20 protein-coding genes are annotated in these 24056 nt (G+C 68.8%); 15 read left to right on the forward strand and 5 right to left on the reverse strand.

The features are described 5' to 3' along the window. The first annotated feature begins 127 nt into the window (after nucleotides 1-127). Nucleotides 128-3148 carry a helix-turn-helix transcriptional regulator gene (locus tag EV646_RS17985; protein WP_132149978.1) on the forward strand — a complete coding sequence of 1007 codons (3021 nt, stop codon included), beginning with the start codon at nucleotides 128-130 and terminating at the stop codon, nucleotides 3146-3148. Here EV646_RS17985 and EV646_RS17990 read toward each other — a convergent pair. Further along, on the reverse strand, nucleotides 3135-3575 hold the full coding sequence (locus EV646_RS17990) for a YdeI/OmpD-associated family protein (RefSeq protein ID WP_132149980.1): 441 nt from the start codon (nucleotides 3573-3575) through the stop codon (nucleotides 3135-3137). The genes EV646_RS17985 and EV646_RS17990 overlap by 14 nt on opposite strands. A gap of 225 nt (nucleotides 3576-3800) precedes the next feature. Here EV646_RS17990 and EV646_RS17995 point away from each other — a divergent pair, with 225 nt between their 5' ends. From EV646_RS17995 to EV646_RS18020, 6 genes are read left to right on the forward strand one after another with little or no spacing between them, the layout of a single operon-like run. Continuing rightward, nucleotides 3801-5168, forward strand: a complete 1368-nt coding sequence (locus EV646_RS17995; protein WP_132149982.1) for an MFS transporter — start codon at nucleotides 3801-3803, stop codon at nucleotides 5166-5168. Continuing rightward, on the forward strand, nucleotides 5165-7288 hold the full coding sequence (locus EV646_RS18000) for a molybdopterin oxidoreductase family protein (RefSeq protein WP_132149984.1): 2124 nt from the start codon (nucleotides 5165-5167) through the stop codon (nucleotides 7286-7288). Before EV646_RS17995 ends, EV646_RS18000 begins: the two co-directional genes overlap by 4 nt. Further along, nucleotides 7285-11196 (forward strand): nitrite reductase large subunit NirB, encoded by a 3912-nt coding sequence (gene nirB, locus EV646_RS18005; RefSeq protein WP_132149985.1) that lies wholly within the window; start codon nucleotides 7285-7287, stop codon nucleotides 11194-11196. Before EV646_RS18000 ends, nirB begins: the two co-directional genes overlap by 4 nt. A gap of 11 nt (nucleotides 11197-11207) precedes the next feature. After that, a complete protein-coding gene (gene nirD / locus EV646_RS18010) occupies nucleotides 11208-11537 on the forward strand; it encodes a nitrite reductase small subunit NirD (protein ID WP_241996135.1) in 330 nt (109 codons plus the stop codon). After that, nucleotides 11527-12657, forward strand: coding sequence for a uroporphyrinogen-III synthase (locus EV646_RS18015; RefSeq protein WP_132149989.1), 1131 nt, complete (start codon nucleotides 11527-11529; stop codon nucleotides 12655-12657). The genes nirD and EV646_RS18015 overlap by 11 nt, the downstream gene beginning before the upstream one ends. Further along, the gene (locus EV646_RS18020; protein ID WP_241996136.1) at nucleotides 12654-13394 is read left to right on the forward strand and encodes a sirohydrochlorin chelatase; all 741 of its coding nucleotides are present in this window, start codon (nucleotides 12654-12656) and stop codon (nucleotides 13392-13394) included. The genes EV646_RS18015 and EV646_RS18020 overlap by 4 nt, the downstream gene beginning before the upstream one ends. Here EV646_RS18020 and EV646_RS18025 read toward each other — a convergent pair. Then, complete coding sequence (locus EV646_RS18025) at nucleotides 13391-13954, reverse strand: dihydrofolate reductase family protein (RefSeq protein WP_132149991.1); 564 nt, start codon at nucleotides 13952-13954, stop codon at nucleotides 13391-13393. The genes EV646_RS18020 and EV646_RS18025 overlap by 4 nt on opposite strands. A 127-nt stretch (nucleotides 13955-14081) precedes the next feature. Then, the gene (locus EV646_RS18030; protein ID WP_158290976.1) at nucleotides 14082-14852 is read right to left on the reverse strand and encodes a nitroreductase/quinone reductase family protein; all 771 of its coding nucleotides are present in this window, start codon (nucleotides 14850-14852) and stop codon (nucleotides 14082-14084) included. Nucleotides 14853-14915: 63 nt separating this feature from the next. Between EV646_RS18030 and EV646_RS18035 the strand changes: the two genes are divergently transcribed. Continuing rightward, nucleotides 14916-15347 carry a MarR family winged helix-turn-helix transcriptional regulator gene (locus EV646_RS18035; protein ID WP_132149995.1) on the forward strand — a complete coding sequence of 144 codons (432 nt, stop codon included), beginning with the start codon at nucleotides 14916-14918 and terminating at the stop codon, nucleotides 15345-15347. Here EV646_RS18035 and EV646_RS18040 read toward each other — a convergent pair. Beyond that, nucleotides 15329-15736, reverse strand: a complete 408-nt coding sequence (locus EV646_RS18040) for a MerR family transcriptional regulator (RefSeq protein ID WP_132149997.1) — start codon at nucleotides 15734-15736, stop codon at nucleotides 15329-15331. The genes EV646_RS18035 and EV646_RS18040 overlap by 19 nt on opposite strands. Before the next feature lie 51 nt (nucleotides 15737-15787). Here EV646_RS18040 and EV646_RS18045 point away from each other — a divergent pair, with 51 nt between their 5' ends. The 4 genes from EV646_RS18045 to EV646_RS18060 all read left to right on the forward strand — a co-directional run bounded on the left by EV646_RS18045 (nucleotide 15788) and on the right by EV646_RS18060 (nucleotide 20107). After that, nucleotides 15788-16951 (forward strand): acyl-CoA dehydrogenase family protein, encoded by a 1164-nt coding sequence (locus EV646_RS18045; RefSeq protein ID WP_132149999.1) that lies wholly within the window; start codon nucleotides 15788-15790, stop codon nucleotides 16949-16951. A gap of 70 nt (nucleotides 16952-17021) precedes the next feature. Continuing rightward, nucleotides 17022-18548 (forward strand): acyl-CoA carboxylase subunit beta, encoded by a 1527-nt coding sequence (locus EV646_RS18050; protein ID WP_132150001.1) that lies wholly within the window; start codon nucleotides 17022-17024, stop codon nucleotides 18546-18548. 28 nt (nucleotides 18549-18576) lie between these two features. After that, nucleotides 18577-19350 carry an HpcH/HpaI aldolase family protein gene (locus tag EV646_RS18055; RefSeq protein ID WP_132150003.1) on the forward strand — a complete coding sequence of 258 codons (774 nt, stop codon included), beginning with the start codon at nucleotides 18577-18579 and terminating at the stop codon, nucleotides 19348-19350. 58 nt (nucleotides 19351-19408) lie between these two features. After that, nucleotides 19409-20107 (forward strand): maleylpyruvate isomerase N-terminal domain-containing protein, encoded by a 699-nt coding sequence (locus EV646_RS18060; RefSeq protein ID WP_132150005.1) that lies wholly within the window; start codon nucleotides 19409-19411, stop codon nucleotides 20105-20107. Here EV646_RS18060 and EV646_RS18065 read toward each other — a convergent pair. Next, entirely contained in the window at nucleotides 20104-21171 is a 1068-nt protein-coding gene (locus EV646_RS18065; protein WP_132150007.1) for a CobW family GTP-binding protein, read from the reverse strand. The genes EV646_RS18060 and EV646_RS18065 overlap by 4 nt on opposite strands. Nucleotides 21172-21462: 291 nt before the next feature. Here EV646_RS18065 and EV646_RS18070 point away from each other — a divergent pair, with 291 nt between their 5' ends. From EV646_RS18070 to EV646_RS18080, 3 genes are all read left to right on the forward strand, one after another. Further along, nucleotides 21463-22614: a GNAT family N-acetyltransferase gene (locus EV646_RS18070; RefSeq protein ID WP_241996190.1), complete on the forward strand. Its 1152-nt coding sequence runs from the start codon at nucleotides 21463-21465 to the stop codon at nucleotides 22612-22614. A 17-nt stretch (nucleotides 22615-22631) separates the two neighbouring features. Continuing rightward, the gene (locus EV646_RS18075) at nucleotides 22632-23354 is read left to right on the forward strand and encodes a DUF4129 domain-containing protein (protein WP_132150011.1); all 723 of its coding nucleotides are present in this window, start codon (nucleotides 22632-22634) and stop codon (nucleotides 23352-23354) included. Nucleotides 23355-23466: 112 nt separating this feature from the next. Continuing rightward, entirely contained in the window at nucleotides 23467-24051 is a 585-nt protein-coding gene (locus EV646_RS18080; RefSeq protein ID WP_241996137.1) for a hypothetical protein, read from the forward strand. Nucleotides 24052-24056 lie beyond the last annotated feature (5 nt).

The raw sequence follows: 24056 nt of genomic DNA on the forward strand, positions 1-24056 counted from the left end.
CCGGCGTGGGGTTTGAACCGGGGTGGAGCGGGGCCTAGGTGGAGCTGGGCTTCGGGTGGAGTCCGGCTTGGGGTGGAGCGGGGCTTGGGGTGGGTGGTTGGAGGGGGTCGGCTGGCAGACTGCGGGCATGAGTGGGGTGACTGTGCTGGTGGCTTCGTATGCCGGGGCCGTGAGTGCACCGGCGCATGTTCGGCTGCAGGGGCTGGTCGACAAGCTGCCGGGGGAGAAGCTGGTACGACGTGACGCCGGGTGGCCGGTGGTGGTGTACGACGATCCGGCCGAGGCGGTCGCGGCGGCGCGAGCACTGCGCGAGGCGGCGGCCGGTGTGCCCGCGGGTGAGCTGTTGCGGATCGCCGTACACACAGGAGTTTCGCGCGTGCCGTCGGTGCGGCACGCGGAGGAGTTGCTGGCGATCGCGAACCCTGGGCAAACGTTGCTGACGGCATCCGTCAGCGCGGATGAAGTGACCGACCTCGGGATGCATCGGTTGCGGGATCTGGGATCGCCCGAGCGCATCTTCGAGCTCACTTCAACAGCGGCGGGGCTGCGGTCGCTGGATGTGGTGCCGAACAACCTGCCGGTGATGTTCACCAGCTTCGTCGGCCGGCAGACGCAGTTGGCGGCGCTCAGGACGCAACTGTCCGGAAATCGGTTAGTGACGCTCACCGGTCCGGGTGGGAGCGGCAAGACCCGCCTGGCCGCGCAGGTTGCGGCCCAACTGGCGGAACGCTGGCGCGACGGCGTGTGGTGGGTCGATCTCGCGGCCGTCACCGAGAGTACGCAGATCGCCGAGGCGGTCGCGGCGGCGGTCGGCGTGATGGTCGAGGCTGGTGACAGCAAACGGTTGCTGCTCGGCCAGTTGCGCGGGACCCAGGCGTTGATCTGCTTGGACAACTGCGAGCAGATCATCGACGGCGTCGCGGAATTCGTGCTCGCCGTACAGACGTCGTGTCCCGAGGTGTCGGTGCTGGCGACGAGCCGGGAGCCGCTCGACCTACCCGGCGAGGTGGTCTGGCGGGTGCCGGCCTTGGCGCCGGACGAGGCGATGACGCTTTTCGTGGAGCGGGCCGGGTCGGAGTTTCCCGAGTCGGAGAAGGCGATCCGGTCGATCTGCACACGGCTCGACGGAATGCCGTTGGCGCTGGAGCTGGCCGCGGCCTGGGTACGCACGTTGACGCCGGAACAGATCGAAACCGGCCTCGACGACCGCTTCGGGCTGCTCACTCGCAACACCAGGGGAGTGGCTGCCCGGCAGCAAACGTTGACTGCGTCGATCGACTGGAGTCACGACCTGCTCGACCCGGACGAGCGTAACGTTTTCCGCCGGCTCGCGGTCTTCGCCGGCGGCTTCACCCTCGACGCCGTGCGGGCAGTCTGCGACGCAACCGCCGTACTGGAGATCTTCGCGCGACTTGTCGACAAATCGCTCGTCGTCGCCGAGGACGGGCGGTATCGATTGCTGGAGACAATCCGCGAGTACGCCGGAACGCGCCTGGCGGAAGCGGGTGAGCTCGAAGCCGCGCGCGACCTGCACCTCGACTACTACCTCGGCGTCGCCGAGGCCGCGGAGCCCTTGCTGGACACCGATCGGGAGGCGTGGCGGGCAGCGATCGAACCGGATCGGGAGAACTACCGGGCCGCGTTGGAGCACGGATTGTCGTCGGAGGATCCGGGCCGTGGCCGCCGCCTGGCGGCGGCCTTGCGGTGGCTATGGAATCTGCAGGCGACCGGTCATGAGGGGATCGGCTACCTGCGGCGAGCGATCGAGCGCGCGCCGGACGACCGAACGTTGCTTCAGGCCCGTTTGCTGTACGGCTACGCGACCGTGGCCGACACCGTCGACCCGTTCGGGTACGACGCGGCCGGCCGCGGGCTGGAGCTTGCGACCGAGCTCGGCGACGACCGGATGCGCTCGCTCTTCCTCGCGTTGGTTGCCGTTGGCAAGTTCTTCACCGGCTTCCAGGAAGCCTGGGAGCTGGCCGCGGAAGGGCGGCGGCTGGCCGAGGGGATCGGGAACGATCACGCCCGCGACGCCAACATCGCGTTGCAGTGCGTCCTGGTGTCGCTCTGGGATCGGCACGACGAGCTGCGACCGCTGCTCGAGCTGGTCACCGAGGGACTGATCACCAGCGGCGAACGGGGGATCGCCTCGACTGTTCTCACCGTGTGGTCCGAGAGCCTGGCGTCGACCGGTGAGCTGCACAGAGCCGTCGCGGTAGCCGAACGGGCCCTCGCCGCGGCGGAACCGCTGGCCGATTTCCATCGAGTCGGTACGGCGCGCGGACAACTGGCGGCACTGCTCGCGCGGACCGGCCGGCTCGCGGAGGCTCGCGAGTTGATGCACCCGTTGCTCGAGCTCGCCGAGACAGCCGGTGCCGTGGTGCCGAACCTCGGCCAGGTGATGGGCCTCATCTCCTACCGGAGTGGCGAGTACGAGGCCGCGGTCCAGTGGACGGAACGCGAAACGTCGCTGGACAGTCCACTCGCACGGACTTTCGTCCCGGCGATGCTGCTGCCAACGGTTGCGGCCGCGCTGCGCGCCGGCGGGCGCGAGGCCGAGGCGACCGAAGCCCTGGACCGCGCGGCGGAGCTGGCGCGCCGCTACAACCTGCCCAGGATCCTTGCCGACGCTCTTGACCAGCAGGGTCGCTCGCTGATCGCCGAGCAGCCGGACCAGGCGGCAGACCTTCTGCACGAGGCACTGACCACCAGGGTCGACCATGGCCTGCGGACCTATCTCATCGACAGTCTGGAGTCCCTCGCCCTGCTGGCGGATCACACCAACCGCTCTGCCGATGCGGCCCGCCTGGCCAACGCCGCCGCAGCAGCCCGTGCGGACAGTGGTTACGCCGCTCCACCTGACCGACCGGTGCTGCCGACGACCGACGAGGCGCCGATGTCGCTGGACGAGGCTGTCGCGTACGTACGTCGTACTCGGGGCACGCGTGGTCGTCCGTCGAGCGGGTGGGCGAGCCTGACGCCGACCGAGCAGGAGGTCGTCGCGCTGGCCGTGGAAGGGCTCAGCAATCCGGAGATCGGCGAAAGACTGTTCATGAGCCGCGGCACGGTGAAGACACACCTCGCCCACGTCTACGCCAAGCTCGGCGTCGCCAATCGCACCGAATTGGCGTCTCTCAAGAAGACGTGAGCATCTCCAGAGCTTTGCTGATCCGGCGGGCGCGGGTCTCCGGATTCTTGGCGTCGTTGATCGCGTTCACGTGCTCACGCCGGTGGCTGTAGCTCAGCTTGTCGAATGCCGCGCGCAACCCGGCGCCGTCCAGCGCGGCAGCGAGATCGGCCGGCACCTCGATCGTCCGCTCGGCCGTGTCGCGCTCGACGGTGACAGTGACGGGGTCGCCGGCCTCCTTGCCGAGTTCGGTGCGGATGCTCTTCAGGATGCCGAGCGCCATACAGCCGCCCATCGACGCGATCGACCCGCGGTACGCGATCCCGTCGAAGGTGGCCTGGACCGGAATCCGCCCACCGCCGCCGAGCGCGTCGATCACCTCACCCGGCACCTCGACCCAGGCGCCACCACCGGGGTTGACGCTGACCGTCCCCTCGAACGTCTCCATACGTCGCACCATAGGGCGCGGCCGCTCCGGACGGCCAGGTGTGACCCGCCGTGAGAGACCTGTCTGACGACTGGTCTGCACCCCGGCGGGCGGTTCTTCTCTCACCACCTCGCGATGGGTGTGCGGGAGCCGTTTCGACGGCGTAACAACAAGATGACTACTCGGAAACACCCCGGTCATAGCGTCCTGGCCTAATCAGTGAGGTCGGATGATCGGAGACTTACGATGACGCTCGAGGCACGACCAGAGGCCGTCGCCACCCGCGACGGCAGCGGTGCGGTCGGTACGGTCGAGGCGCCACGGCGCGGGCGCTGGATCGACGTCTGGGATCCCGAGGACGCCAGTTTCTGGGCCGAGAAGGGCCGTGCGGTCGCGCGGCGCAACCTCTGGCCCTCCATCTTCGCCGAGTTCCTCGGCTTCTCGGTCTGGCAGCTGTGGAGCATCGTCGTCGTGTCGATGCCGAAGGCCGGCTTCACCTACACCACGAACCAGCTGTTCTGGCTGGTCGCGCTGCCGAGCCTGGTCGGCGCGACGCTGCGGCTGCCCTACACGTTCGCGGTACCGAAGTTCGGCGGCCGGAACTGGACCATCGTGTCCGCGATGCTGCTGCTGATCCCGACCATCGGGCTGTCCTACTTCATGACCCAGCCGGACACGCCGTTCGTGCTGATGGCGCTGGTCGCGGCCACCGCGGGTGTCGGCGGCGGCAACTTCGCCAGCAGTATGACGAATATTTCCTTCTTCTACCCGGAGAAGGAGAAGGGCTTCGCGCTCGGTATCAACGCGGCCGGCGGCAACCTGGGCGTCGCCGTGGTCCAGCTGCTGGTGCCGATCGTCATCGTCGCCGGTGCCGGCCTGACGCTGAACCGGGCCGGCCTGATGTGGATCCCGCTGATCCTGCTGGCCGCCTTCCTGGCCTGGAAGGTGATGGCGAACCTGTCCGTGGCGACCTCGTCGTTCCGGTCCTCGATCGCGGCGGCGAAGCGGCCGCACACCTGGATCATCTCGTTCCTCTACATCGGCACCTTCGGCTCGTTCATCGGCTTCGGCGCGGCCTTCCCGCTGCTGATCAAGACCACGTTCCCCGAGATCACGGTGGCCCACATCGCCTTCCTCGGTGCCCTGGTCGGCTCGGTCTCGCGGCCGTTCGGCGGCAAGCTGTCCGACAAGCTCGGCGGCGCCTGGGTGACGGTCTGCGCCTTCGTGGTGATGGGCATCGGCATCCTGTCCGCGATCGTGTCGCTGAACGCGGGCAGCTTCCCGGCCTTCCTGATCAGCTTCCTGGTCCTGTTCGTCGCCAGCGGCGCCGGCAACGGGTCGACGTACCGGATGATCCCCGCGGTGTTCCGGCTGACCACGCCGGACGACCTGGGCCGGGCCAAGCGCGAGGCGGCAGCCTGCATTGGCATCGCCTCCGCGGTCGGCGCGTACGGCGGCTTCCTGGTCCCACGCGGGTTCGCGGTGTCGACCAGCAGCTTCGGCTCGCTCATCCCGGCGCTGTACCTCTTCTGCGGCTTCTACGTGGTCTGCCTGGCCGTGACCTACTTCTGCTACCTCCGCAAGGGTGGCCCGCTCAGCCGGGAGCGCGTGTGACGGCAGTTCCCTCCCACTGTCCGTACTGCGCTCTGCAGTGCGCCACCACCCTGCACCCGGCTGACCGGCCGGGTGCAGTGGAGGTGCAGCCGCGGGACTTCCCGACCAACAAGGGCGGGTTGTGCCGAAAGGGCTGGACGGCTCCGGAGGTCCTGACTGTGCCGGACCGGCTGACCACTCCGCTGGTGCGGGACGCGGCCGGCGAACTGGTGCCGGCCAGCTGGGACGAGGCGCTCGACTTCGTCGCCGACCGGATCCGGGCGCTGCAGGCCGAGCACGGCAACGACGCGGTGGCCGTGTTCGGTGGCGGTGGGCTGACCAACGAGAAGGCGTACGCACTGGGCAAGTTCGCCCGGGTGGCGCTGAAGAGCGCGAATGTGGACTACAACGGCCGGTTCTGCATGTCGTCCGCCGCGGCCGCGACGAACCGCGCCTTCGGGATCGACCGAGGGCTGCCGTTCCCGCTGGCCGACCTGGCCGGAGCCGGCGCCGTCCTACTGGTCGGCAGCAACATCGCCGAGACGATGCCGCCTGCGGTCGCGCACCTGCAAGGCGCACGGGACACGGGTGGACTTCTGGTCGTCGACCCGCGTCGTTCGGCGACTGCCACGCTGACCGAGGACGGCGCCGGCATCCATCTCCAGGCGACTCCAGGGACCGATCTGGCGCTGGTGCTTGCGCTGACTCACGTCGTACTGCAGGAAGGTCTGGCGGATACGGCGTACTTGCAGGAACGCACCGACGACCCGGATGCGCTGTTCCGCTCGACCGCCTCCTGGTGGCCTGAGCGGGCGGAACGTGTGACCGGCGTACCGGCTGCGACGATCCGGCGGGCCGCGCGGGCGCTTGCTGCGGCCGCACCTGTGCACGGGGGCGCCGGAGCGTTCATCCTGACCGGACGCGGTGCCGAGCAGCACAGCAAGGGCACCGATACCGTGACGGCCTGCATCAACCTCGCGCTGGCGCTGGGCCTGCCGGGGCGGCTCGGCAACGGCTACGGCTGCATCACCGGGCAGGGCAACGGCCAGGGCGGCAGGGAGCACGGTCAGAAGGCCGACCAGCTCCCCGGCTACCGCAGCATCTCCGACCCGGCTGCGCGGGAGTATGTGGCGGGTGTCTGGGGCGTGGACCCCTCCAGCCTTCCTGGTCCGGGGAAGAGCGCTGTCGAGCTCATCAACTCCCTTGGCATGCCGGGCGGCCCGAAGGCGCTGCTGGTCCACGGGAGCAACCTGCTCGTGTCGGCGCCGCGGCTGGCGTCGGTGCGGGAGCGGCTGGGGTCGCTGGATCTGCTGGTCGTGGCTGACGTCGTACCGTCGGAGACTGCTCTGCTGGCGGATGTCGTCTTCCCTGTGACCCAGTGGGCCGAGGAAGAGGGCACGATGACCTCGCTCGAGGGCCGGGTCATCCGCCGTCGGGCCGCGATCAAGCCGCCGGGTGATGTCCGCAGCGACCTGGCTGTCTTTGCTGGTCTGGCTTCAAGGCTCGGTTGTGAGACGGGCTTCCCGACCGACCCGGCCGAGGTGTTCGAAGAGCTGCGGCTCGCCAGCAAGGGCGGAAAGGCTGACTACGCCGGCATCACCTGGGACCGGATCGACTCCGGCGAGGCGCTGTTCTGGCCGGTCCCGGCTGAAGGCCACCCGGGCACCCCACGGCTGTTCGCGGATGCCTTCAGTACGCCGGACGGCCGCGCTCACGTCGTACCGGTGGACCACCGGCCCGTCGCGGACGACCTGAACGCAGCAGCACCGATCTACCTCGTTACCGGCCGGCTGCTGCAGCACTACCAGAGTGGTGCGCAGACCCGCCGCGTGCTGGAACTGGCCGAGGCCGAGCCAGAGGTCTTCGTCGAGATCCACCCGCGGGTGGCTGCGCAGCTGGGCATATCCGATGGGCGCCCGGTCCAGCTGCGCACCACTCGGGGCTCTATGGTCCTTCCGGCCCGGGTGACAGCCGACGTACGTCCGGACACGGTGTTCGTGCCGTTCCACTGGGGCGGCGCCGGCGCGGTCAACGAGCTCACCAACGATGCGCTCGACCCGGTGTCCCGGATGCCCGAGTTCAAGGCCTGTGCCGTCGAAGTCACAGCCGCCAGCCTTCCGGCGACTGGAGTTCCGGCATGAGTGAGCGTCTGGTAATCATCGGCGGTGGCATGGCCGGCCGACGGCTGGCCGGCCTGTTGCCGACGTACGACGTGACCGTCCTCGGCGACGAGGGGTCGTACAACCGTGGCCGGCTGACCGAGTACGTCGCCGGCCGTGCGGCCCAGCCGGTCATCGGTGACGAGGCTACGTCGATCGCGGCGAAGGTCGACCGGGCCCGGTGTGTGGTCACGGACACCGAGGGCCGCGAGTGGGCGTACGACCGGCTGGTGTTCGCGACAGGTGCGACGCCGGTCGTGCCGAAGGGCGTTCCGGACGCGGCGGGGATCCACACGCTGCGGTCCGCGGCCGACGCCGCCGCAATCGTCGAGCAGGCGACCCGGGTACGACGTGCGGTCGTCCTCGGTGGTGGCGTGCTCGGTGTCGAGACGGCCTGCGCGCTGCGCGAGCGTGGCGTCGCCGTGACACTGGTCCACGACGGCGAAACTCTGCTGGACAAGACGATCCGGCTCACCGCCGGGCGCCGCATCACCCGCGCGGTCCGCGAGCTCGGCGTCGAGGTGCTGCTCAACACGACGCTCGAGGGCACCGACCTGCGGGACGAGCGGTTCCGGGCCCTGCGGTTGCGCGGCGGCCGGCAGGTCTTCGGCGAGCTGCTCGTCGTCGCCTGCGGAGTGAAGCCGCGGACCAATCTGGCCTCCGGTCTGCCGATCGGGCCGACCGGCGGCATCGTCGTCGACGGATCGCTGACCAGCGTTGGCGATGCCCGGATCCACGCGATCGGGGACTGCGCCGAGCTCGACGGCCGGGTCACCGGCACGGTTGCGTCGGCGTGGGCCCAGGCCGAGGCGCTGGCTCAGCAGCTGCTCGGTACGCCGGCCGACGTACCGGACTACGAAGTCGTCCGGCTGACCTCGGGCGGTCTGGATCTGCTTGTCCTCGGCAACAAAGAGGACGAGGGCGAAGTGGTTCGGCTCGAGGACGGCGAGCGGTACGTCCGCGCCGTACTGCGGGACGGCATCGTGCGGTCGGCCGTCGCGGTCGGTGCGCCCGAGGTGGCCGCGGAGCTGGTGCTGCTGGCGGACCGGGGCACCCCGGTCGAGGCCGAAGGGCTGCTGGCGACTCCCGACGCACCGAAGAAGAAGGTGGCCACCGTCTGCAGGTGCAACGGCGTCACCAGGGCCGCGATCGAGACGGCCTGGCGTGGAGGTGCCGACAGCGTCGCCGGCATCGCCGCGAAGACGCGGGCGACGACCGGGTGCGGCAGTTGCACCGGCGCCGTCGGCGATCTGCTCGACCGCTTCCGCCGCGGCGAGACCGAAGAAGTTCCAACCAGGAGGGCGACGATGACAGAGCTGAACAAGGCCCGGCACGTTGTAGTGGTGGGCGGTGGCATGGTCGCTCACCGGTTGGTCGAGGCGCTGCGGTCCCGCGATGCCGAGATCCAGTGGCGCATCACCGTGCTGGCCGAGGAGCCGCGCTTCCCGTACGACCGGGTCGCGTTGACCAGCTACTTCTCCGGCCGTGACCCGCAGGACCTGTCGCTCGGCGATCCAGAGCTGTGGGACGACCCCGCGGTGACGCTGCGCAAGGGCGTGCAGGTCATGTCGATCGACCCCGCCGCCAAGGTCGTCGAGACCGCGCGCGGCGAGCAGATCGGGTACGACGAACTGGTCCTGGCGACAGGCTCGTCGGCGTTCGTGCCGCCGGTGAAGAACAACGACGCCCAGGGCTGCTTCGTCTACCGGACGGTCGATGACGTTGCCGCGCTGCGGGTGTACGTCGAGCGGCTGAAGTCGGAAGGCAAGGAAGTCAACGGTGTCGTGGTCGGCGGCGGTCTGCTGGGTCTCGAGGCCGCTGGTGCGCTCCGAGCCCTGGGTGCCGCGACCAAGGTGGTCGAGTTCGCGCCGCGGCTGATGCCGCTACAGGTCGACGAGGGCGGCGGTGCGGCGCTGTCCCGGCTCATCCAGGGTCTCGACGTCGACGTGCTGGTGTCGACGCAGTGCACGCGGGTCAAGCTCACCTCGCAGGGTGCCGCTCGCGCCATGGCGCTTGCTGAAGGCCCCGATCTGCCGGCCGACGTGGTTGTCTTCGCGACCGGTGTGCGGCCGCGCGACGAGCTGGCCCGGGCGGCCAACCTGGAGATCGGTGAGCGCGGCGGTGTGGTGGTCGACGAGGCCTGCCGGACCTCGGTGCCGGGTGTCTGGGCGATCGGTGAAGTCGCTTGTATCGAAGGGCGCGTGTGGGGTCTGGTTGCCCCCGGCTACACGATGGCCGAGATCGTCGCGGACCGGTTGCTCGGCGGTGAGGCGACGTTCCCCGGCGCCGACACCTCGACCAAGCTGAAGCTGCTCGGTGTCGACGTCGCGAGCTTCGGCGACGCGTTCGGTACGTCGGAGGGCGCGCTCGACATCGTGTACGCCGACCCGGTCGCGGGTGTGTACAAGAAGCTGGTTCTGTCGGACGACGCGCGTACGTTGCTCGGTGGCATCCTCGTCGGCGACGCGTCGGCGTACTCGGGACTCCGGCCGATGGTCGGCCGCGAGCTCGGCGCGGACCCGGCGGCTTTCCTGCTGCCCGAGGGTGCCGGGCCGGTCAAGCTCGAGCTGCCCGACGACGCGCCGGTCTGCTCCTGCAACAACGTGTCGGCCGGGACGATCCGCTGCGCCGTACGTGATGAAGGCTGCAGCGACATCAAGTCGGTGTGCGGCAAGACCAAGGCCGGCACCAGCTGCGGGTCCTGCCTGCCGATCGTGAAGAACCTGATGAACTCCGAGCTGGCCAAGGCCGGTGTCGAGGTCAGCAAGGCCCTGTGTGAGCACTTCGCGCTCTCCCGGGCTGAGCTGTTCGACGTGGTCCGGATCACCGAGCTGCGGACGTTCAGCGAGATCGTCGAGCGGCACGGCACCGGTCGCGGCTGCGACATCTGCAAGCCGGTGGTCGCGTCGATCCTGGCCAGTCTGGACCCGGCCGGTCACGTCCTCGAGGGCGAGCGGGCCACGCTGCAGGACACCAACGACCACGTGATGGCCAACATGCAGAAGGACGGGACGTACTCCGTCGTACCGCGGATCCCGGGTGGCGAGATCACCCCGGAGGGCCTGATCACGATCGGCGAGGTGGCGCGCGACTTCGGCCTCTACACCAAGATCACCGGCGGTCAGCGGGTCGACCTGTTCGGCGCCCGGATCGAGCAGCTGCCGGCGATCTGGAAGCGGCTGGTCGACGCGGGCTTCGAATCCGGGCACGCGTACGGCAAGGCGCTGCGGACGGTGAAGTCGTGTGTCGGCTCCACCTGGTGCCGGTACGGCGTACAGGACTCGGTCGGGATGGCGATCGCGCTGGAGCTGCGGTACCGCGGGCTGCGGTCGCCGCACAAGCTCAAGCTCGGTGTCTCCGGCTGCGCGCGGGAGTGCGCCGAGGCACGCGGCAAGGACGTCGGCGTGATCGCGACCGAGAAGGGCTGGAACCTGTACGTCGGCGGCAACGGCGGAATGACGCCGCGGCACGCGGAGCTGCTCGCCTCGGACCTGACCGACGAGGAGCTGTTCCAGGCGATCGACCGGTTCCTGATGTACTACATCCGCACCGGCGACCGGCTGCAGCGGACGGCGGTGTGGATGCAGGAGCTCGAAGGCGGTCTGGATCACGTGCGCGACGTCGTACTGAACGACAGCCTCGGCATCGCCGCCGACCTCGACGCCGCGATGGCCAAGCACGTCGACGCCTACGTCGACGAGTGGCAGGCCACCTTGAACGACCCCGACAAGCTGGCCCGGTTCGTCTCCTTCGTGAACGCCCCGGACCAGCCGGACGCCGACCTGCGGTACGTGGTCGAGCGCAACCAGCCGCGTCCGGCCACCCCGGCCGAACGCGGGCAGCTGGAGCCGGTGCTGCTCGCCGGCCCTCGATTGGAGGTACGCCGATGAGCGTGACTGCCATGAGTCAGACAGTCGTCTGCCGGTACGACGTACTGCTGCCGGAGCGCGGTGTAGCCGCGTTGATCGGCGAGGTGCAGATCGCGTTGTTCCGCACCCACGACGGGTCGGTGTACGCCATCGGCAACCATGATCCGTTCAGCGGTGCGAACGTGATGTCGCGTGGGATCGTCGGCAGCCGCGGTGAGGTTCCGACGGTTGCGTCGCCGATGTTCAAGCAGGTCTTCGACTTGCGCACCGGTGTGTGCCTGGACGATCCGTCGGTGTCGCTGCCGGTATTTCCTGTTGAGGTCATTGATGGACAGGTGACGGTGAATCTCGGTGACCAGTAAGCCCGGACCACTCAGTGGATGCACGATCGCGATCACCGCGCATCGGCGCGCAGAGGATCTGATCGCGTCGTTCGAGCGCCGCGGCGCGAAAGTGCTGCACGCCCCGACGCTGCAGATCATCCCGGTCGCCGACGACCATGCGCTGATCGAGGCGACCCGGCGGGTGATCGCGAACCCGCCGGACGACGTGGTCGTGACCACTGCGGTCGGGTTCCGCGGCTGGATCGAGGCGGCCGACACCGCCGGTCTGGCCGCGGATCTGCTGGGCACTCTGGAGCAGTCGCGCATCCTCGCCCGCGGCCCGAAGGCCAGGGGCGCGATCCGGGCCGCCGGACTGGTCGAGCACTGGTCGGCCCGGTCGGAGACGACCGCCGAGGTCGTGGAGTGGTTGCGCGACCAGGGCGTGGTTGGGCGCAAGATCGTCGTACAGCTGCATGGACTGTCCGACCCGGCGCTGCAGGACTCGCTGCGGTCGGCGGGCGCGTCCGTACGTGGGCTGGAGGTGTACCGCTGGGGTCCGGCGCCTGATCCGGCTGTGGTCGAGCGGATGATCGGTCAGCTCTGCACTGGTGCGGTGGACGCAGTGGTGCACACGTCCGCGCCCGGTGCACAGGCAATGCTCGATGCTGCTGCTTTGACTGGTCAGTACGACGCTCTGCTCACCTCGCTGCGGACAGGTCGGGTGCTGAACGCCTGTGTGGGTCCTGTCACGGCTGCGCCCTTTCTGAACCTGGGCCTGGACCCGCTGGTGCCGGATCGCTACCGGCTGGGTGCGTTGATCCGGATCGTCACCGACCGGTTGACCGACGACAACGCGCGGTCGATCGAGACGGAGTTCGGGCAGTTGGTGATTCGTGGTGGTGCCGCGGTCCTGGACGGTGTGGTGCTGCCACTCGGTCCGGGGCCGCGCGCCGTACTGGCGGCCCTCGTGGCGGCTGGTGGTGATGTGGTGTCGCGACCGGCGTTGCTCGCGGTGCTCCCTGGAGCCGAGGACGTGCATGCGGTGGAGGTGACCGTGAACCGACTGCGAACCGCGATCGGAAAACCGGAGCTGGTGCGAACCGTCGTACGCCGGGGCTACCGCCTCGCCGTCGAGCAGCCGGTGGGACTGCCGTCATGAGCGCCTTCACAGCTCGACGCGCGCGGCAGCTGACGGCCGGCGTGATGCCACGTGGGGTGGACCTGATCGCGGCGGCGCATGGCACGGCGGATCCTCGGGGCATCCGTGAGGTGCATGAGCTGGTTCGGTTGATGGCGCGGCAGCGGCCGGATATCCCTGTGTCGCTCGGGTTTGTCGACGTCGACGTACCGGCGCTGCCGTCGCTGGTCGGCCGCGTGGTTGCCGACAGCAACCAAGCTGTCGTGGTGCCGTTGCTGCTGTCGAGCGGCTATCACGTGTACGTCGACATTGCGGACGAAGTGGATCGTTTTCCCGGGCGGGTCGAGGCGGCTCCGGCATTGGGACCTGACCCTGTGTTGGCTGATGTGATGGCTGATCGGCTGGGCGATCTCAGTCGGGTGGACCGCGTGGTGATGGCGGCTGCCGGCTCGTCGGATCGCCGGGCCCTCGACGACTGCGCCGAGACGGCCGCGTTGCTTGCCGCTCGCATCGATCGGCCGGTCGAGGTCGGCTATGTCTCCGGTGCCGGCGAGCATGTTGCGTCGGTGTTGGCTCGTACGCCGGGGCGTGTGGCGGTTGCGACGTACTTGCTGGCCCCAGGCTTCTTCGCCGACCGCGTCCGTCGGCTGGCTGCCGGCCGGCACGTCAGCGCACCCCTCGGAGCCGACCCCCGCATCGCCGCCCTGGCCCTGCGCCGCTACCAGAGCGCCGTACGGTCGACTGCTGTCGCCGTCTAACCTTCGCGGGTGGCCGGACGGTAGGTAGTGATCACGACGCCAGTGGTTGTCTCCTCGGTGTGGGTGAGTTCGAGGGGCTGGTGATGGCTCTCGAAGAGGCGGCGGCCGGTGCCGAGGACCAGGGGATGGATCAGCAGGATGTACCGGTCGAAGAGGTGGGGGATCGAGCGAAGCAGCTCGCCGCTGCCGAGGACGACAAGGTCCTGCTCTGCCTTGAGTTTCGGGATGTCGTCGAGGGTGATGACGTGGGAGTTGACCCAGTCTGGGTCGCGCAGAGTGGACGAGACGACGTACTTCTGCTGCCGGTTGAGGGCCTCGGTGTACGGGTTGTCCGGCTGCTTCGGCCAGAAGCTCGCGAACTGCTCGTACGTACGCCGCCCGAGCAGCATGCCACCGGTCTTGCCCGCGCGCTGGCCCAGCACGCGGCCCATCGCGTCTTTGCTGTACGGCGCGGCCCAGCCGCCGTACGGGAAGTCACCGCGCAGGTCCTCATCGGGTAAGCCGGGTGCCTGCATGACACCATCCAGCGTCACGTTGCACACCACAATGATTTCGCCCATGACTGCCTCCTCGTGTAGGTCCTTTCACCCCCTACACGAACCGGCCTTGGCCCGATCGACACCCTGGCCGTGCGATCTTCGGAAACAAATCTGCAGCTGGTGGCAGTAGGACTCCGGAAACTTGGGGTCAGGCTGCGTCGAGGGCTGGGCCGAGGTGGGCTTCCTCGTAGACGTAGTGGGCTTCGAGGTCGGCGGCGAGGCGGCTCAGGTCGGCTCTGAGGCTCTCGGCCAGTTCGCGAGTGGGCGCCGCGGTCAGGCGGTCGAGCGTCGTACTGAGCTCGGCGTTGAGGGCGGCGACCGCTTCATGCTCGCGGCCAAGGCGATCGAGGGCTGGTTTCAGCTCGGGGAAGTCGGCGGCGAGGCGTGGGAAGACACCGTCCTCGCGGGTGTGGTGGGCGTGCAGTGCCCCGCAGAAGGAGAGGCAGTGTTGCTGAAGCTCGGTTGTTGATCGCGGCAACTCGCCGTCGCCGGCGAGGTAAGCGTCGACTGCCTCCAGTGTGTCGGCGAGCTGCTTGCGGAGACCGGCGTGGATCTCCTTCAGCTGGGCGGTGGCGGCGCCGACTCGTGCTGGGGTGAGGGCGACGACCTGGATGACGCGAGAGGTGTTCTGCTGGTAGGTGGCGAAGGCGGGGTCGCGGGTCGCCTGCTCGGCGTACAGGCGGTCGCGTTCGGCGCCGGTGAGCTCGGTGGCGATCGCGTCGTACGTCGTGTCGCCGACCTCGACGGTGACGGCCGGGTTCTTCCGCAGGTTGTGCAGCCAGGCGGGCGACTGGGGCCGGCCGGCGTTGGAGGCGAAGATGATCAGCCGGCCGCCATCCTCGGCGTATGCGACCGGGGTGGTGTGGGACCGGCCCGAGCGGGCGCCAGTGGTAGTCAGCAGCAGGATCTGTGCGTTCACGCGAGTACCCTCAAATGTCGAGTAACTTAGCTTTGCAAGCAAAGTAGTTTTGAGGACAAAGGTATGTCAAGCGTCGATGACAGCATCCGCACGTTGTTGTTGCTGATGCCGCGGATGGTCGGCCGTACGAAACGGATGAAGGTGCCCGACGAACTCGCCGACATGAATCTCGCGCCGCGGCACCTGTCGCTGTTCGCCTACCTGCTCTTCGACGGCCCCCTCGGCGTCAATGAGTTGGCCGACCGCCTCGAAGTCACCCCAGCCACGGTGAGCCTGATGGTCAGCGAACTCACCCGCAAAGGCATCCTCGACCGCCGCGAAGACCCCACCGACCGCCGCCGCGCGATCGTCACCCTCTCCGACACCCACCGAGATTCCATCGACACCTGGCTGTCCCGCAGCGCCCAAGCCTGGCGCCAGGCCTTGGACCCCCTCACCGACTCTCAGCGCGCCCTCTTCGTCAAAACCCTGAAGGCCTACGAAGACGCCCTCTGACGGCTGCGGAGGGCTTTCAGATCCGCTTGGCAGCGGGCTTCGACGTCGGCGAGTTCTTGGAGGGTTTCGTCGATGTCTTGGCGGCGTTGTTCGAGGTCGGCTCGGCGGGTGGTGATTTGGTCCAGGAGGTAGACGAGCTGGCCTTCTTCGCCGGGTTCGGCGTCGTACATGTCGACGATGGTGGCGATTTCGTCGAGGGAGAAGCCGAGGCGTTTGCCGCGGAGGATGAGGCCCAGGCGGACGCGGTCGCGCGGGTGGTAGACGCGGACGGTGCCGCGGCGCTCGGGGGTGAGCAGGCCGCGGTCCTCGTAGAACCGGATCGTTCGCAGCGTGACGTCGTACTGGGTGGCGAGTTCGGCGATCGACCAGGTCTGCGCGGGCTTGTGCACGCACCCAGCGTGCTTTACGTTTACGTAAGCGTCAAGCACAGGGAGTGCGTCATGTTCGAGCTGTCCGAGGAGCACCGCGAGTTCCGCCAGAGCGTGCGCGACTTCGCCGAGGCGGAGATCGCCCCGCACGCCGCCGAGTGGGACCGCAAGCACTACTTCCCGGTGGAGGTCGTGCAGAAGATGGGCCGGCTCGGGCTGTTCGGGCTGACGGCACCGGAGGAGTACGGCGGTTCGGCCGGCGACTTCACCAGCCTGTGCGTGGCGATCGAGGAGATCTCCCGGGTCGACCAGTCGATGGGCATCACGCTCGAGGCGGCGGTCGGGCTCGGTATCAACCCGATCCTCACCTTCGGCACCGACGAGCAGAAGCAGCAGTGGCTGCCGGACCTGGTGGCCGGTCGCAATCTGGCCGGTTTCGGGCTGACCGAGCCGGAGTCGGGATCGGACGCGGGCGCGACCAAGACTCGCGCCGTGCTGGATGGCGACGAGTGGGTGATCGACGGCTCGAAGCAGTTCATCACCAACTCCGGCTCGAGCATCACCTCCTGCGTCACTGTCACCGCGCGTACGGGCGAGAAGCCGGACGGGCGGCCGGAGATCTCCACCATCATCGTTCCGACTGGTACGGCGGGATTCGTGGCGGAGGCGGCGTACGACAAACTCGGCTGGCACGCCTCGGACACGCATCCGCTGTCGTTCGGTGGTTGCCGGGTCCCGGCGGGCAACCTGCTCGGCGAGCGGGGCAAGGGGTTCGCGCAATTCCTGGCTACCCTGGACGACGGGCGGGTCGCGATCGCGGCGGTCGCGCTCGGCTGCATCCGCGCGTGCCTGGAGATGTCGGTGCAGTACGCCGGTGAGCGGAAGACGTTCGGCGTACCGATCGGGCAGAAGCAGGGCGTCGCGTTCCAGATCTCGGATCTGAAGGTGATGGCGGATGCCGCGGAGATGCTCGTCTACCGGGCGGCGGCGCTGAAGGACGCCGGTGCGTCGATGGCTGACTTCAAGCAGGCGGCGTCGGTGGCGAAGCTGTACGCGACCGAGTCGGCGGTGACGGCGACCCGGATCGCGACCCAGGTGTTCGGCGGCTACGGCTTCATGGAGGAGTACCCGGTGACGCGGTTCTACCGGGACGCCAAGATCCTCGAGATCGGCGAAGGTACGTCGGAAGTCCAGCGCATGCTGATCGCCCGAAGCCTCGGGCTCCCGGTCGAATGATTCCGTTGCGTCCGAAGAACTGTGGCGTATAGCCCTCGGATCTTCGGACGTAACAGGTAGAAAGGCAGTTATGAGGGACCACTGGACCGAGGTGAAGGCCGCTCGGGAGGCGACGCTGGGGCCGCCCGAGAAGGCTGCCGCGAAGCTCGCGTCGCAGAACAAGCTGTACGTTCGCGACCGGATCGCGCTGCTCGTTGACGAGGGCAGCTTCGTCGAGGACGCTCAGCTGGCGAACGCGCTCAACGCCGGCCTTCCAGCCGACGGCGTGGTCACCGGGCGCGCATTGGTCGACGGCCGGCCGGCGCTGATCGTGGCCAACGACCCGACCGTCAAGGCCGGATCGTGGGGTGCTCGTACGGTGGAGAAGATCGTCCGGATCACCGAGGCGGCGATCCGAGACGAATTGCCGATCTTCTGGCTGATCGACTCCGCCGGCGCACGGATCACGGACCAGGTTCAGTTGTTCCCCGGCCGTCGCGGTGCCGGGCGGATCTTCCACAACCAGGTCGCCCTGTCCGGCAAGGTGCCGCAGATCTGCTGCCTGTTCGGCCCGTCCGCGGCCGGTGGCGCGTACATCCCGGCGTTCTGCGACCTGGTGATCATGGTCGACGGCAACGCCTCGATGTACCTGGGCTCACCACGGATGGCCGAGATGGTCGTCGGCGAGAAGGTGACGCTCGAGGAGATGGGCGGCGCCCGGATGCACACCAGCGTCTCCGGTTGCGGCGATCTGCTCGCGGCCGACGACGCCGAGGCGATCGACCTGGCCAAGCACTACTTCTCCTACCTGCCCGGTTCGTGGCAGTCGCAGCCTCCGTCGTACGACGAAACGCCGCCGGCCCGCGACTTCACCCGGGATCTGGTGCCGGCCGAGGAGAGCGTCGGGTTCGACATCCATGACGTGATCGACGCCGTGGTCGACGCCGACACGTTCTTCGAGATCAAGCCGTCGTACGCGCCGGAGCTCGTCACCGGGTTCGGGCTGCTCGCCGGGCAGGTGATCGGGATCGTGGCGAACCAGCCGGCGGTCAAGGGTGGGGTGCTGTTCGTCGACTCGGCGGACAAGGCTGCCCGGTTCATCTGGCTGTGCGACGCGTTCAACGTGCCGCTGGTGTACCTGTGCGACGTACCGGGGTTCATGATCGGCAGCGAGGTGGAGCGGGCCGGGATCATCCGGCACGGCGCGAAGATGATCACCGCGGTCTCGGAGGCGACCGTGCCGACCGTGTCGGTGATCGTGCGCAAGGCGTACGGCGCCGGGCTCTACGCGATGTGTGGTCCCGGCTTCTCACCGGACGCGTGTATCGCGCTGCCGACCGCGAAGATCGCGGTGATGGGCCCGGAGGCGGCGATCAACGCCGTGTACTACAACAAGATCCAGGAGATCGCGGACGAGACCGAACGGGTCGAGTACGTCTCCCGCCTGCGCGAGGAGTACGAGACCGACATCGACATCCTCCGCCTCGCCGCCGACCTGGTCATCGACGCCATCGTCGAACCGGAAGACCTCCGCACCGACCTGATCGCCCGCCTAGCCGCCGCCCAAACCAAAAACCGCCACTTCAGCACCCGCCGCCACGGTGTCCCGCCGGTTTAGGGTTGGGGGAATCGTTGAAGGAGAGCATGTGGGTGCGCTGGAGTTTGCTGGGCGGCTTCGGGGTCGGGAGAAGCTGGTCGGGTATTGGGTGGTGCTGGATGCGCCGGTGGCGACCGAGCGGATCGCGCGGGTGGGGTACGACTACGTCGTACTGGATGGGCAGCATGGGCTGATCGGGTATCAGGGGTTGCTGACCGGGCTGCTGGCTGTGGATGCGGGGGCCGCGCTCGGGAGTGGGTCGGTTGGGTTGGTGCGCGTCGAGGCGAATCATCCGACGCCGATCGGGCGGGCGCTGGACGCCGGTGCGGCCGGGGTGATCGTGCCGTTGGTGGACAGTTCTGAGGACGTGACGCGGGCGGTGCAGGCGGCGAAGTATCCGCCGGCTGGAGTGCGTTCGTACGGGCCGATGCGGTCCGCGCTGCGGGTCGGGCCGGTTCCGGCCGAGGCCGACGCGGCGACCGTCGTACTGGCGATGATCGAGACGCCGCTCGGGTTGAAGAACGTGGCGGAGATCTGTGCGACGCCCGGGCTCGACGGGGTGTACGTCGGGCCGTCGGACCTCGGGTTGTCGGTGGGCGCGCGGTTCCCGGGTGATCCCGAGGTCGAAGGGCCGTTCGAGGAGGCGGTCGAGTTGATCGCGCGGACGGCGCAGGAGGCCGGTGTCGCGGCGGGGATTCACACGCCGGACGGTCAGACCGCGCAGCGTCGGTTGAGCCAGGGCTACACCTTCGCGACCGTCGCCTCGGACCTGACCCATCTCGAAGCCGTAGCCGCGTCCCACCTCGATACTGCCCGCTCGTAGGAACACTTCCAGGCTGACTCGGGTTAGTTTCGGAGAGGAGCAATCGAGGAGGCGGGGGATGAAGGCACCTGAGCGGGGAGCGCTACCGCTCCGGCTGGCGGCGACGCTGAGCCGGACGTACGGGCGCGTGACCGAGACCGTCCATGGCCTGAGCGACGCCGACTTCCAGCGGCCGACCCGCTGCAAGTCGATGCCGGTCGGTCCGCTGCTGGTCCATCTCCTGTACGACGCCCAGCGCGCGCTGATGGCCTTCGCCAGCCCGACCATCGCCGAGCCGGACCGGGACTTCGTCACCTACTGGCAGGACTTCCCACCACGGGCCGACGAGTCAGACACCTCCTTCGTACGCACGGTCGCCTCGGCGTACCGGAAGCCGGGGCTCCTGGTCCAGCACTGGCGTGAGCTGTCCGAGGCGGCGGCCCGGGCGGCCATGCTCGGGCTGATGGAGAAGGGCCGGCGAGTCGAGACGCAGGGGCATGTGCTGCGGGCGACCGATTTCGTGGCGACTTTGGTGCTGGAGGCAACCGTCCATCACCTCGACCTGAGCCTCGAGCTGCCGGGCGCGCCGGAGCCGGATCCGGAGGGATTGCAGGTCACCGCCCGGACGCTGGACGGCTTGTTCGGGCCGGACGCGTGGGACGTGATCGAGTGGGACACGACGACGTACGTACTGAAGGCAACCGGCAGGCTTCCGCTCGACGACGCCGACCGCGAGATGCTCGGCCCCCACGCCTCCCGATTGCCGCTGCTGGGCTAGAGGACTCCGGCGAACGGGTCGTCGAGGTCTTGCCAGTTGAGGCTGGCGAGTTCGGATTCCGTCAGCAGACAGGCATCGAGAATCGCCTGCAGCCGGGCTGGGTCCAGCCCCATGCCGGTCGCGACGACACTGCACTCGGCGAGGTGCTCGGTGTCGGACCACTCCCCGAGCATCCCGAGCGACGCGCTGTACCCGGCGGACTCCCACCGGACGCGCTGCGTCGGCCGGTTCGCCAGCCAGACCACGCCGCGACTCCGTACGACGCCGTTCACAATGTCCTCGAGCGCGTCGTTCAGCCGCGCCGGATGCATCGGTCGAGTCGACCGCCACAGCACAGTCGTCACGCCATCGCCGCTTGGCTGCAGCCGGTCCGAGGCCGCCAGTTCCCCGGCCCACGCCTCCGCGGCCTGGTAGTCGAACAACCCGGTCCGCGCGACCGGTCCGGTCGGCAGGCCGCCCACGTCAGCCGTGACGACCGTCGTACGCGGGTTGAGGTGCCCTAAGAGGTTGTGCAGCCGTGCTGGCGCCGCACTGCGGTGGGCGTTCGCGAGTACGCACACGTCGGCGTACTCGATCTGCCGTGCGGTCAACTCGGCCACGTTGCGACGGTCCGGCGGCCCGAGCGCCAGCCCGCGCTCATCGAGCAGTTCATCGCCAGACAACTGCTCGACCAGCAGTACGGCGTCGACCACGCACGTCACGGTGTCGACGGTGAGCTCCGGCACCGCCCCGACCAGCGCACTCACCAGCGGCCGTGCCTCCATCGCCGGAGGAGCCGCGAGTACGACGTGGTCCCAGTGCGCACGCGCGACCAGGGTCTCGAGCAGCGGCACCAGCGACTCGATCAGCTGGCACGCGCCGCAGTCGTCGCCGACGGTGAACTCGCCGGAATCGATCGGCCCGGACGCCTCGAACACCCGCCAGGACAGCACGCCCCGGCGGGGTAGTTCGTCCTGATCCACCACTACTGCCACCGTGGTCGCGTCGACCATGGCGTGCAGCACAGGTTCGCGCAGTGTCGTGGAAAGCCCAACCAGCAGGGACAACGTCGTATGGGCGGTCATGTCAGCCAGTATATGAAAACGGTTTTCATCAGTCTAGAGCTCGGTGCAGCCGGACTTTCCCGCGACCACGGGAAATTTCTGGCCTTTCGCGGGTCCTGAGGTGTGGCTGAGTTAACAGTTAAGGAGCCGACGGGTGGTTTGCGTGACTGGGTGTAGGCACTCTTCGAGCATCTTTCCTGCCCTGACGGGAAATCGTGCGCGGTCTGTCTGGATCGTCTGATAGGCAAGGGGTATGGCGATCGAGATCGGGCGGTTCAGGGTGACTGGGACGAGCTTCTCGAGCTCGTCGACCTGGCGTTCTCCGCGCCCTGGAGTGAGGCGCAGCTGGAGGCCGAGCGGCGGGTGTGGGAGCCAGAGCGGAGCACCGTCGCGACCGACGAGCGACAGCTGGTCGGGCATACCGGCGCGTTCTCGCTGCGGATGACGGTGCCAGGAGCGCAGGTGCCAGTGGCCGGCGTGACCCTGGTCGCGGTCCGGCCGACGCATCGGCGCCGCGGCATCCTGCGCGACCTGATGCGTGCCCAGCTGACCGAGATCTACGAGGCCGGCGTCGAGCCGGTCGCCGCGCTGACCGCGAGCGAGCCGGCCATCTACGGCCGCTTCGGATATGGCCTGGCCTCGGATCACCAGGAGATCGTCGTCCGGAAGCTGGCCCGCGAGCTGCGACCGGTGGCCGGCATCGACGACGTGAAGATCAAGTACGTCGACATCCGCGAATCGCTCGACACCTGTACGGCGCTGCACAACCGGCTGGCGGCGGACCGGCCAGGCATGTTCCAGCACGACGAGCGGTGGCAGGACTACGTCACCGGCGACAACGTCACGAGCGATCCGGCCAACGGGTCGGCTCGGCGCTGTGTCCTCGCGGAGCGGGACGGCGAGGTGACCGGGTTCGCGTACTACCGGACCAAGCGGGCCGAGAAGAGGTATGTGCAGGTCAGCCGGGTCCATGCGGTGGATCTCGCGTCGCATGCCGCTCTCTGGCGGTACTTGCTGGAGCCGGATCTGCTGAGCGAGACGCGGTACGGGAACCTGCCATCGGATGACCCGCTGCTGGAGCTGCTGCTCGATCCGCGGGAGCCAGGGCCGATCACGCGCGATGGAATCTGGGTACGGCCGGTCGATGTCGCTCGTGCTCTGGCCGCCCGGACGTACTCGCGCGAGATCGACGTGGTGCTGGCGGTGAGCGACGGGTTCCTGCCGTGGAACTCCGGCACCTGGCATCTCACCGGCGGGCCGACCGGAGCCGCGTGTGAGGCGACGGCACGTTCGGCCGACCTGACGATCGACGTACGCGAACTGGGGGCGATGTATCTCGGCAGGCCGTCGCTGGTTCGGCTCGGTGCGGCCGGTCTGGTGCAGGAGCACACAGCCGGAGCGCTCTCGGCCGCGTCGGAAGCGTTTTCCACCAGTCGGCTGCCGTGGCTCGACACGGGCTTCTGATCGGTTAGCCTTCCGAGATGCAGACCCACCGTGGGGGAGCGCTGGCGCTGGTGGTCGTGCTGATGCTCGGCGTATCGGCGGCCGGGTTCGTGGTGCTCGCGTCAGCGGGCGGTTCGGTCCAGCCGGTCAGCGAGAGCACCCTGCGAGCGACGCCGGGTGAGCCGCCACCGGCGACTGCGACCGCGACAGCCCCGACGCAGAATCCCGCGACGCCTCCGCCGGAGCGCGAGGTGAAGCAGCGACCGATGCCGGACTGGCTGAAGGCGCTCTGGCAGATGCTGATCTGGATCGCGATCGCAGCAGCCGCCTTCTTCCTCGGGCTGCTCATTTACCGGATCGCCCGCAAGGTCGAGTTGCCTCAGGCCGAAGGCCCTGACCCCGACTGGGAGCGGGTCAAGGCAGAGCGGCTCGCAGAGGCGGTCGACGCCGGTCTGGCCAGGATCGATTCCGGTACGGCGACCGACGCGGTGATCGCCTGCTGGGTCGCCTTGGAGCAGGCGGCCGCATCGGCCGGTGTGGCCCGCGAGCCGTCGGAGACACCGGCCGAGTTCATCGTCCGGGTCCTCGGCGTCGGCGGCATCTCCGAGCCGGAGCTCGTCCGCCTCGGCGATCTCTACCGCGAGGCCCGCTACTCCACTCACGGATCGACAGAACAAGCCCGGGCCGAGGCTCGAGCTGCTCTGCTCCGCCTCCGCGACGAGCTCGCCGCCGCTCGGCCTGGCGAGGTGGTCGGCCAATGAGCCGCCTGCCGGGATCAGGCCGGTCCGCTGTCAGGTCTTGCCTTCGGCTGTGGGGTTCAGGGTGGCCCCTCCGGTGCGCAGTCCTGATGGTGCCGTGCTTGCGGGAGGGCGGATGACGTCGTACAAGTGGACGCCTTTGGAGGAGCGGGGGCCGCTGGGGGAGAGTGGGCGGCGGTCGCGGTCGATGCGGTTGAACAGGGTTGTCGTTCAGCATGTGGCGATCACGGTTGTGGTGAGCCTGCTGCTGGTCGGGGTGTTCGGGGCGGCGGGGATGGCGCCGCGGCCGTTGTGGTTCGTGGCGGCGGCGCTGGCGGTCGGGTTCGGGTCGGTGGCGATCCGGCTGATCGTTCCGCAGGTGCTGGAGACCAATTGGCCGGGCCGGCACGACGAGCGGCTGGCCGCGCTGCGGACCCGCAGTAGCGACAACCGGACCCAGTTCATCGCCACCTGGCTGCAGGAGTCCGACCGTGAGCGCCGGGCTGGGCCGGGGCGGCAGACCTTCACTCGCCGGGTCCAGCCGCTGTTGCTCGAGCTGACGACAGACCGATTGGTGCACCGCCACGGCGTCGACCCGGAGCTCGAGCCGGACCGTGCTCGCCAGATCGTCGGCGACCACGTCTGGACCATGATCACCAGCAGACAAACCGCGTCGATCGACGAGATCGAGGCCGCGGTGCAGACCATCGAGAAGCTGTGAGGAAC

This window comes from Kribbella antiqua (assembly GCF_004345665.1).
Lineage (GTDB): Bacteria > Actinomycetota > Actinomycetes > Propionibacteriales > Kribbellaceae > Kribbella > Kribbella antiqua.

Excerpts from the sequence above, each read along its gene's own strand:
- EV646_RS17985 (WP_132149978.1), top strand. The coding sequence starts at position 128 with ATGAGTGGGGTGACTGTGCTGGTGGCTTCGTATGCCGGGGCCGTGAGT.
- EV646_RS17990 (WP_132149980.1), bottom strand. The coding sequence starts at position 3,575 with ATGGAGACGTTCGAGGGGACGGTCAGCGTCAACCCCGGTGGTGGCGCC.
- EV646_RS17995 (WP_132149982.1), top strand. The coding sequence starts at position 3,801 with ATGACGCTCGAGGCACGACCAGAGGCCGTCGCCACCCGCGACGGCAGC.
- nirB (WP_132149985.1), top strand. The coding sequence starts at position 7,285 with ATGAGTGAGCGTCTGGTAATCATCGGCGGTGGCATGGCCGGCCGACGG.
- nirD (WP_241996135.1), top strand. The coding sequence starts at position 11,208 with ATGAGTCAGACAGTCGTCTGCCGGTACGACGTACTGCTGCCGGAGCGC.
- EV646_RS18020 (WP_241996136.1), top strand. The coding sequence starts at position 12,654 with ATGAGCGCCTTCACAGCTCGACGCGCGCGGCAGCTGACGGCCGGCGTG.
- EV646_RS18025 (WP_132149991.1), bottom strand. The coding sequence starts at position 13,954 with ATGGGCGAAATCATTGTGGTGTGCAACGTGACGCTGGATGGTGTCATG.
- EV646_RS18035 (WP_132149995.1), top strand. The coding sequence starts at position 14,916 with ATGTCAAGCGTCGATGACAGCATCCGCACGTTGTTGTTGCTGATGCCG.
- EV646_RS18045 (WP_132149999.1), top strand. The coding sequence starts at position 15,788 with ATGTTCGAGCTGTCCGAGGAGCACCGCGAGTTCCGCCAGAGCGTGCGC.
- EV646_RS18050 (WP_132150001.1), top strand. The coding sequence starts at position 17,022 with ATGAGGGACCACTGGACCGAGGTGAAGGCCGCTCGGGAGGCGACGCTG.
- EV646_RS18060 (WP_132150005.1), top strand. The coding sequence starts at position 19,409 with ATGAAGGCACCTGAGCGGGGAGCGCTACCGCTCCGGCTGGCGGCGACG.
- EV646_RS18065 (WP_132150007.1), bottom strand. The coding sequence starts at position 21,171 with ATGACCGCCCATACGACGTTGTCCCTGCTGGTTGGGCTTTCCACGACA.
- EV646_RS18075 (WP_132150011.1), top strand. The coding sequence starts at position 22,632 with ATGCAGACCCACCGTGGGGGAGCGCTGGCGCTGGTGGTCGTGCTGATG.
- EV646_RS18080 (WP_241996137.1), top strand. The coding sequence starts at position 23,467 with ATGACGTCGTACAAGTGGACGCCTTTGGAGGAGCGGGGGCCGCTGGGG.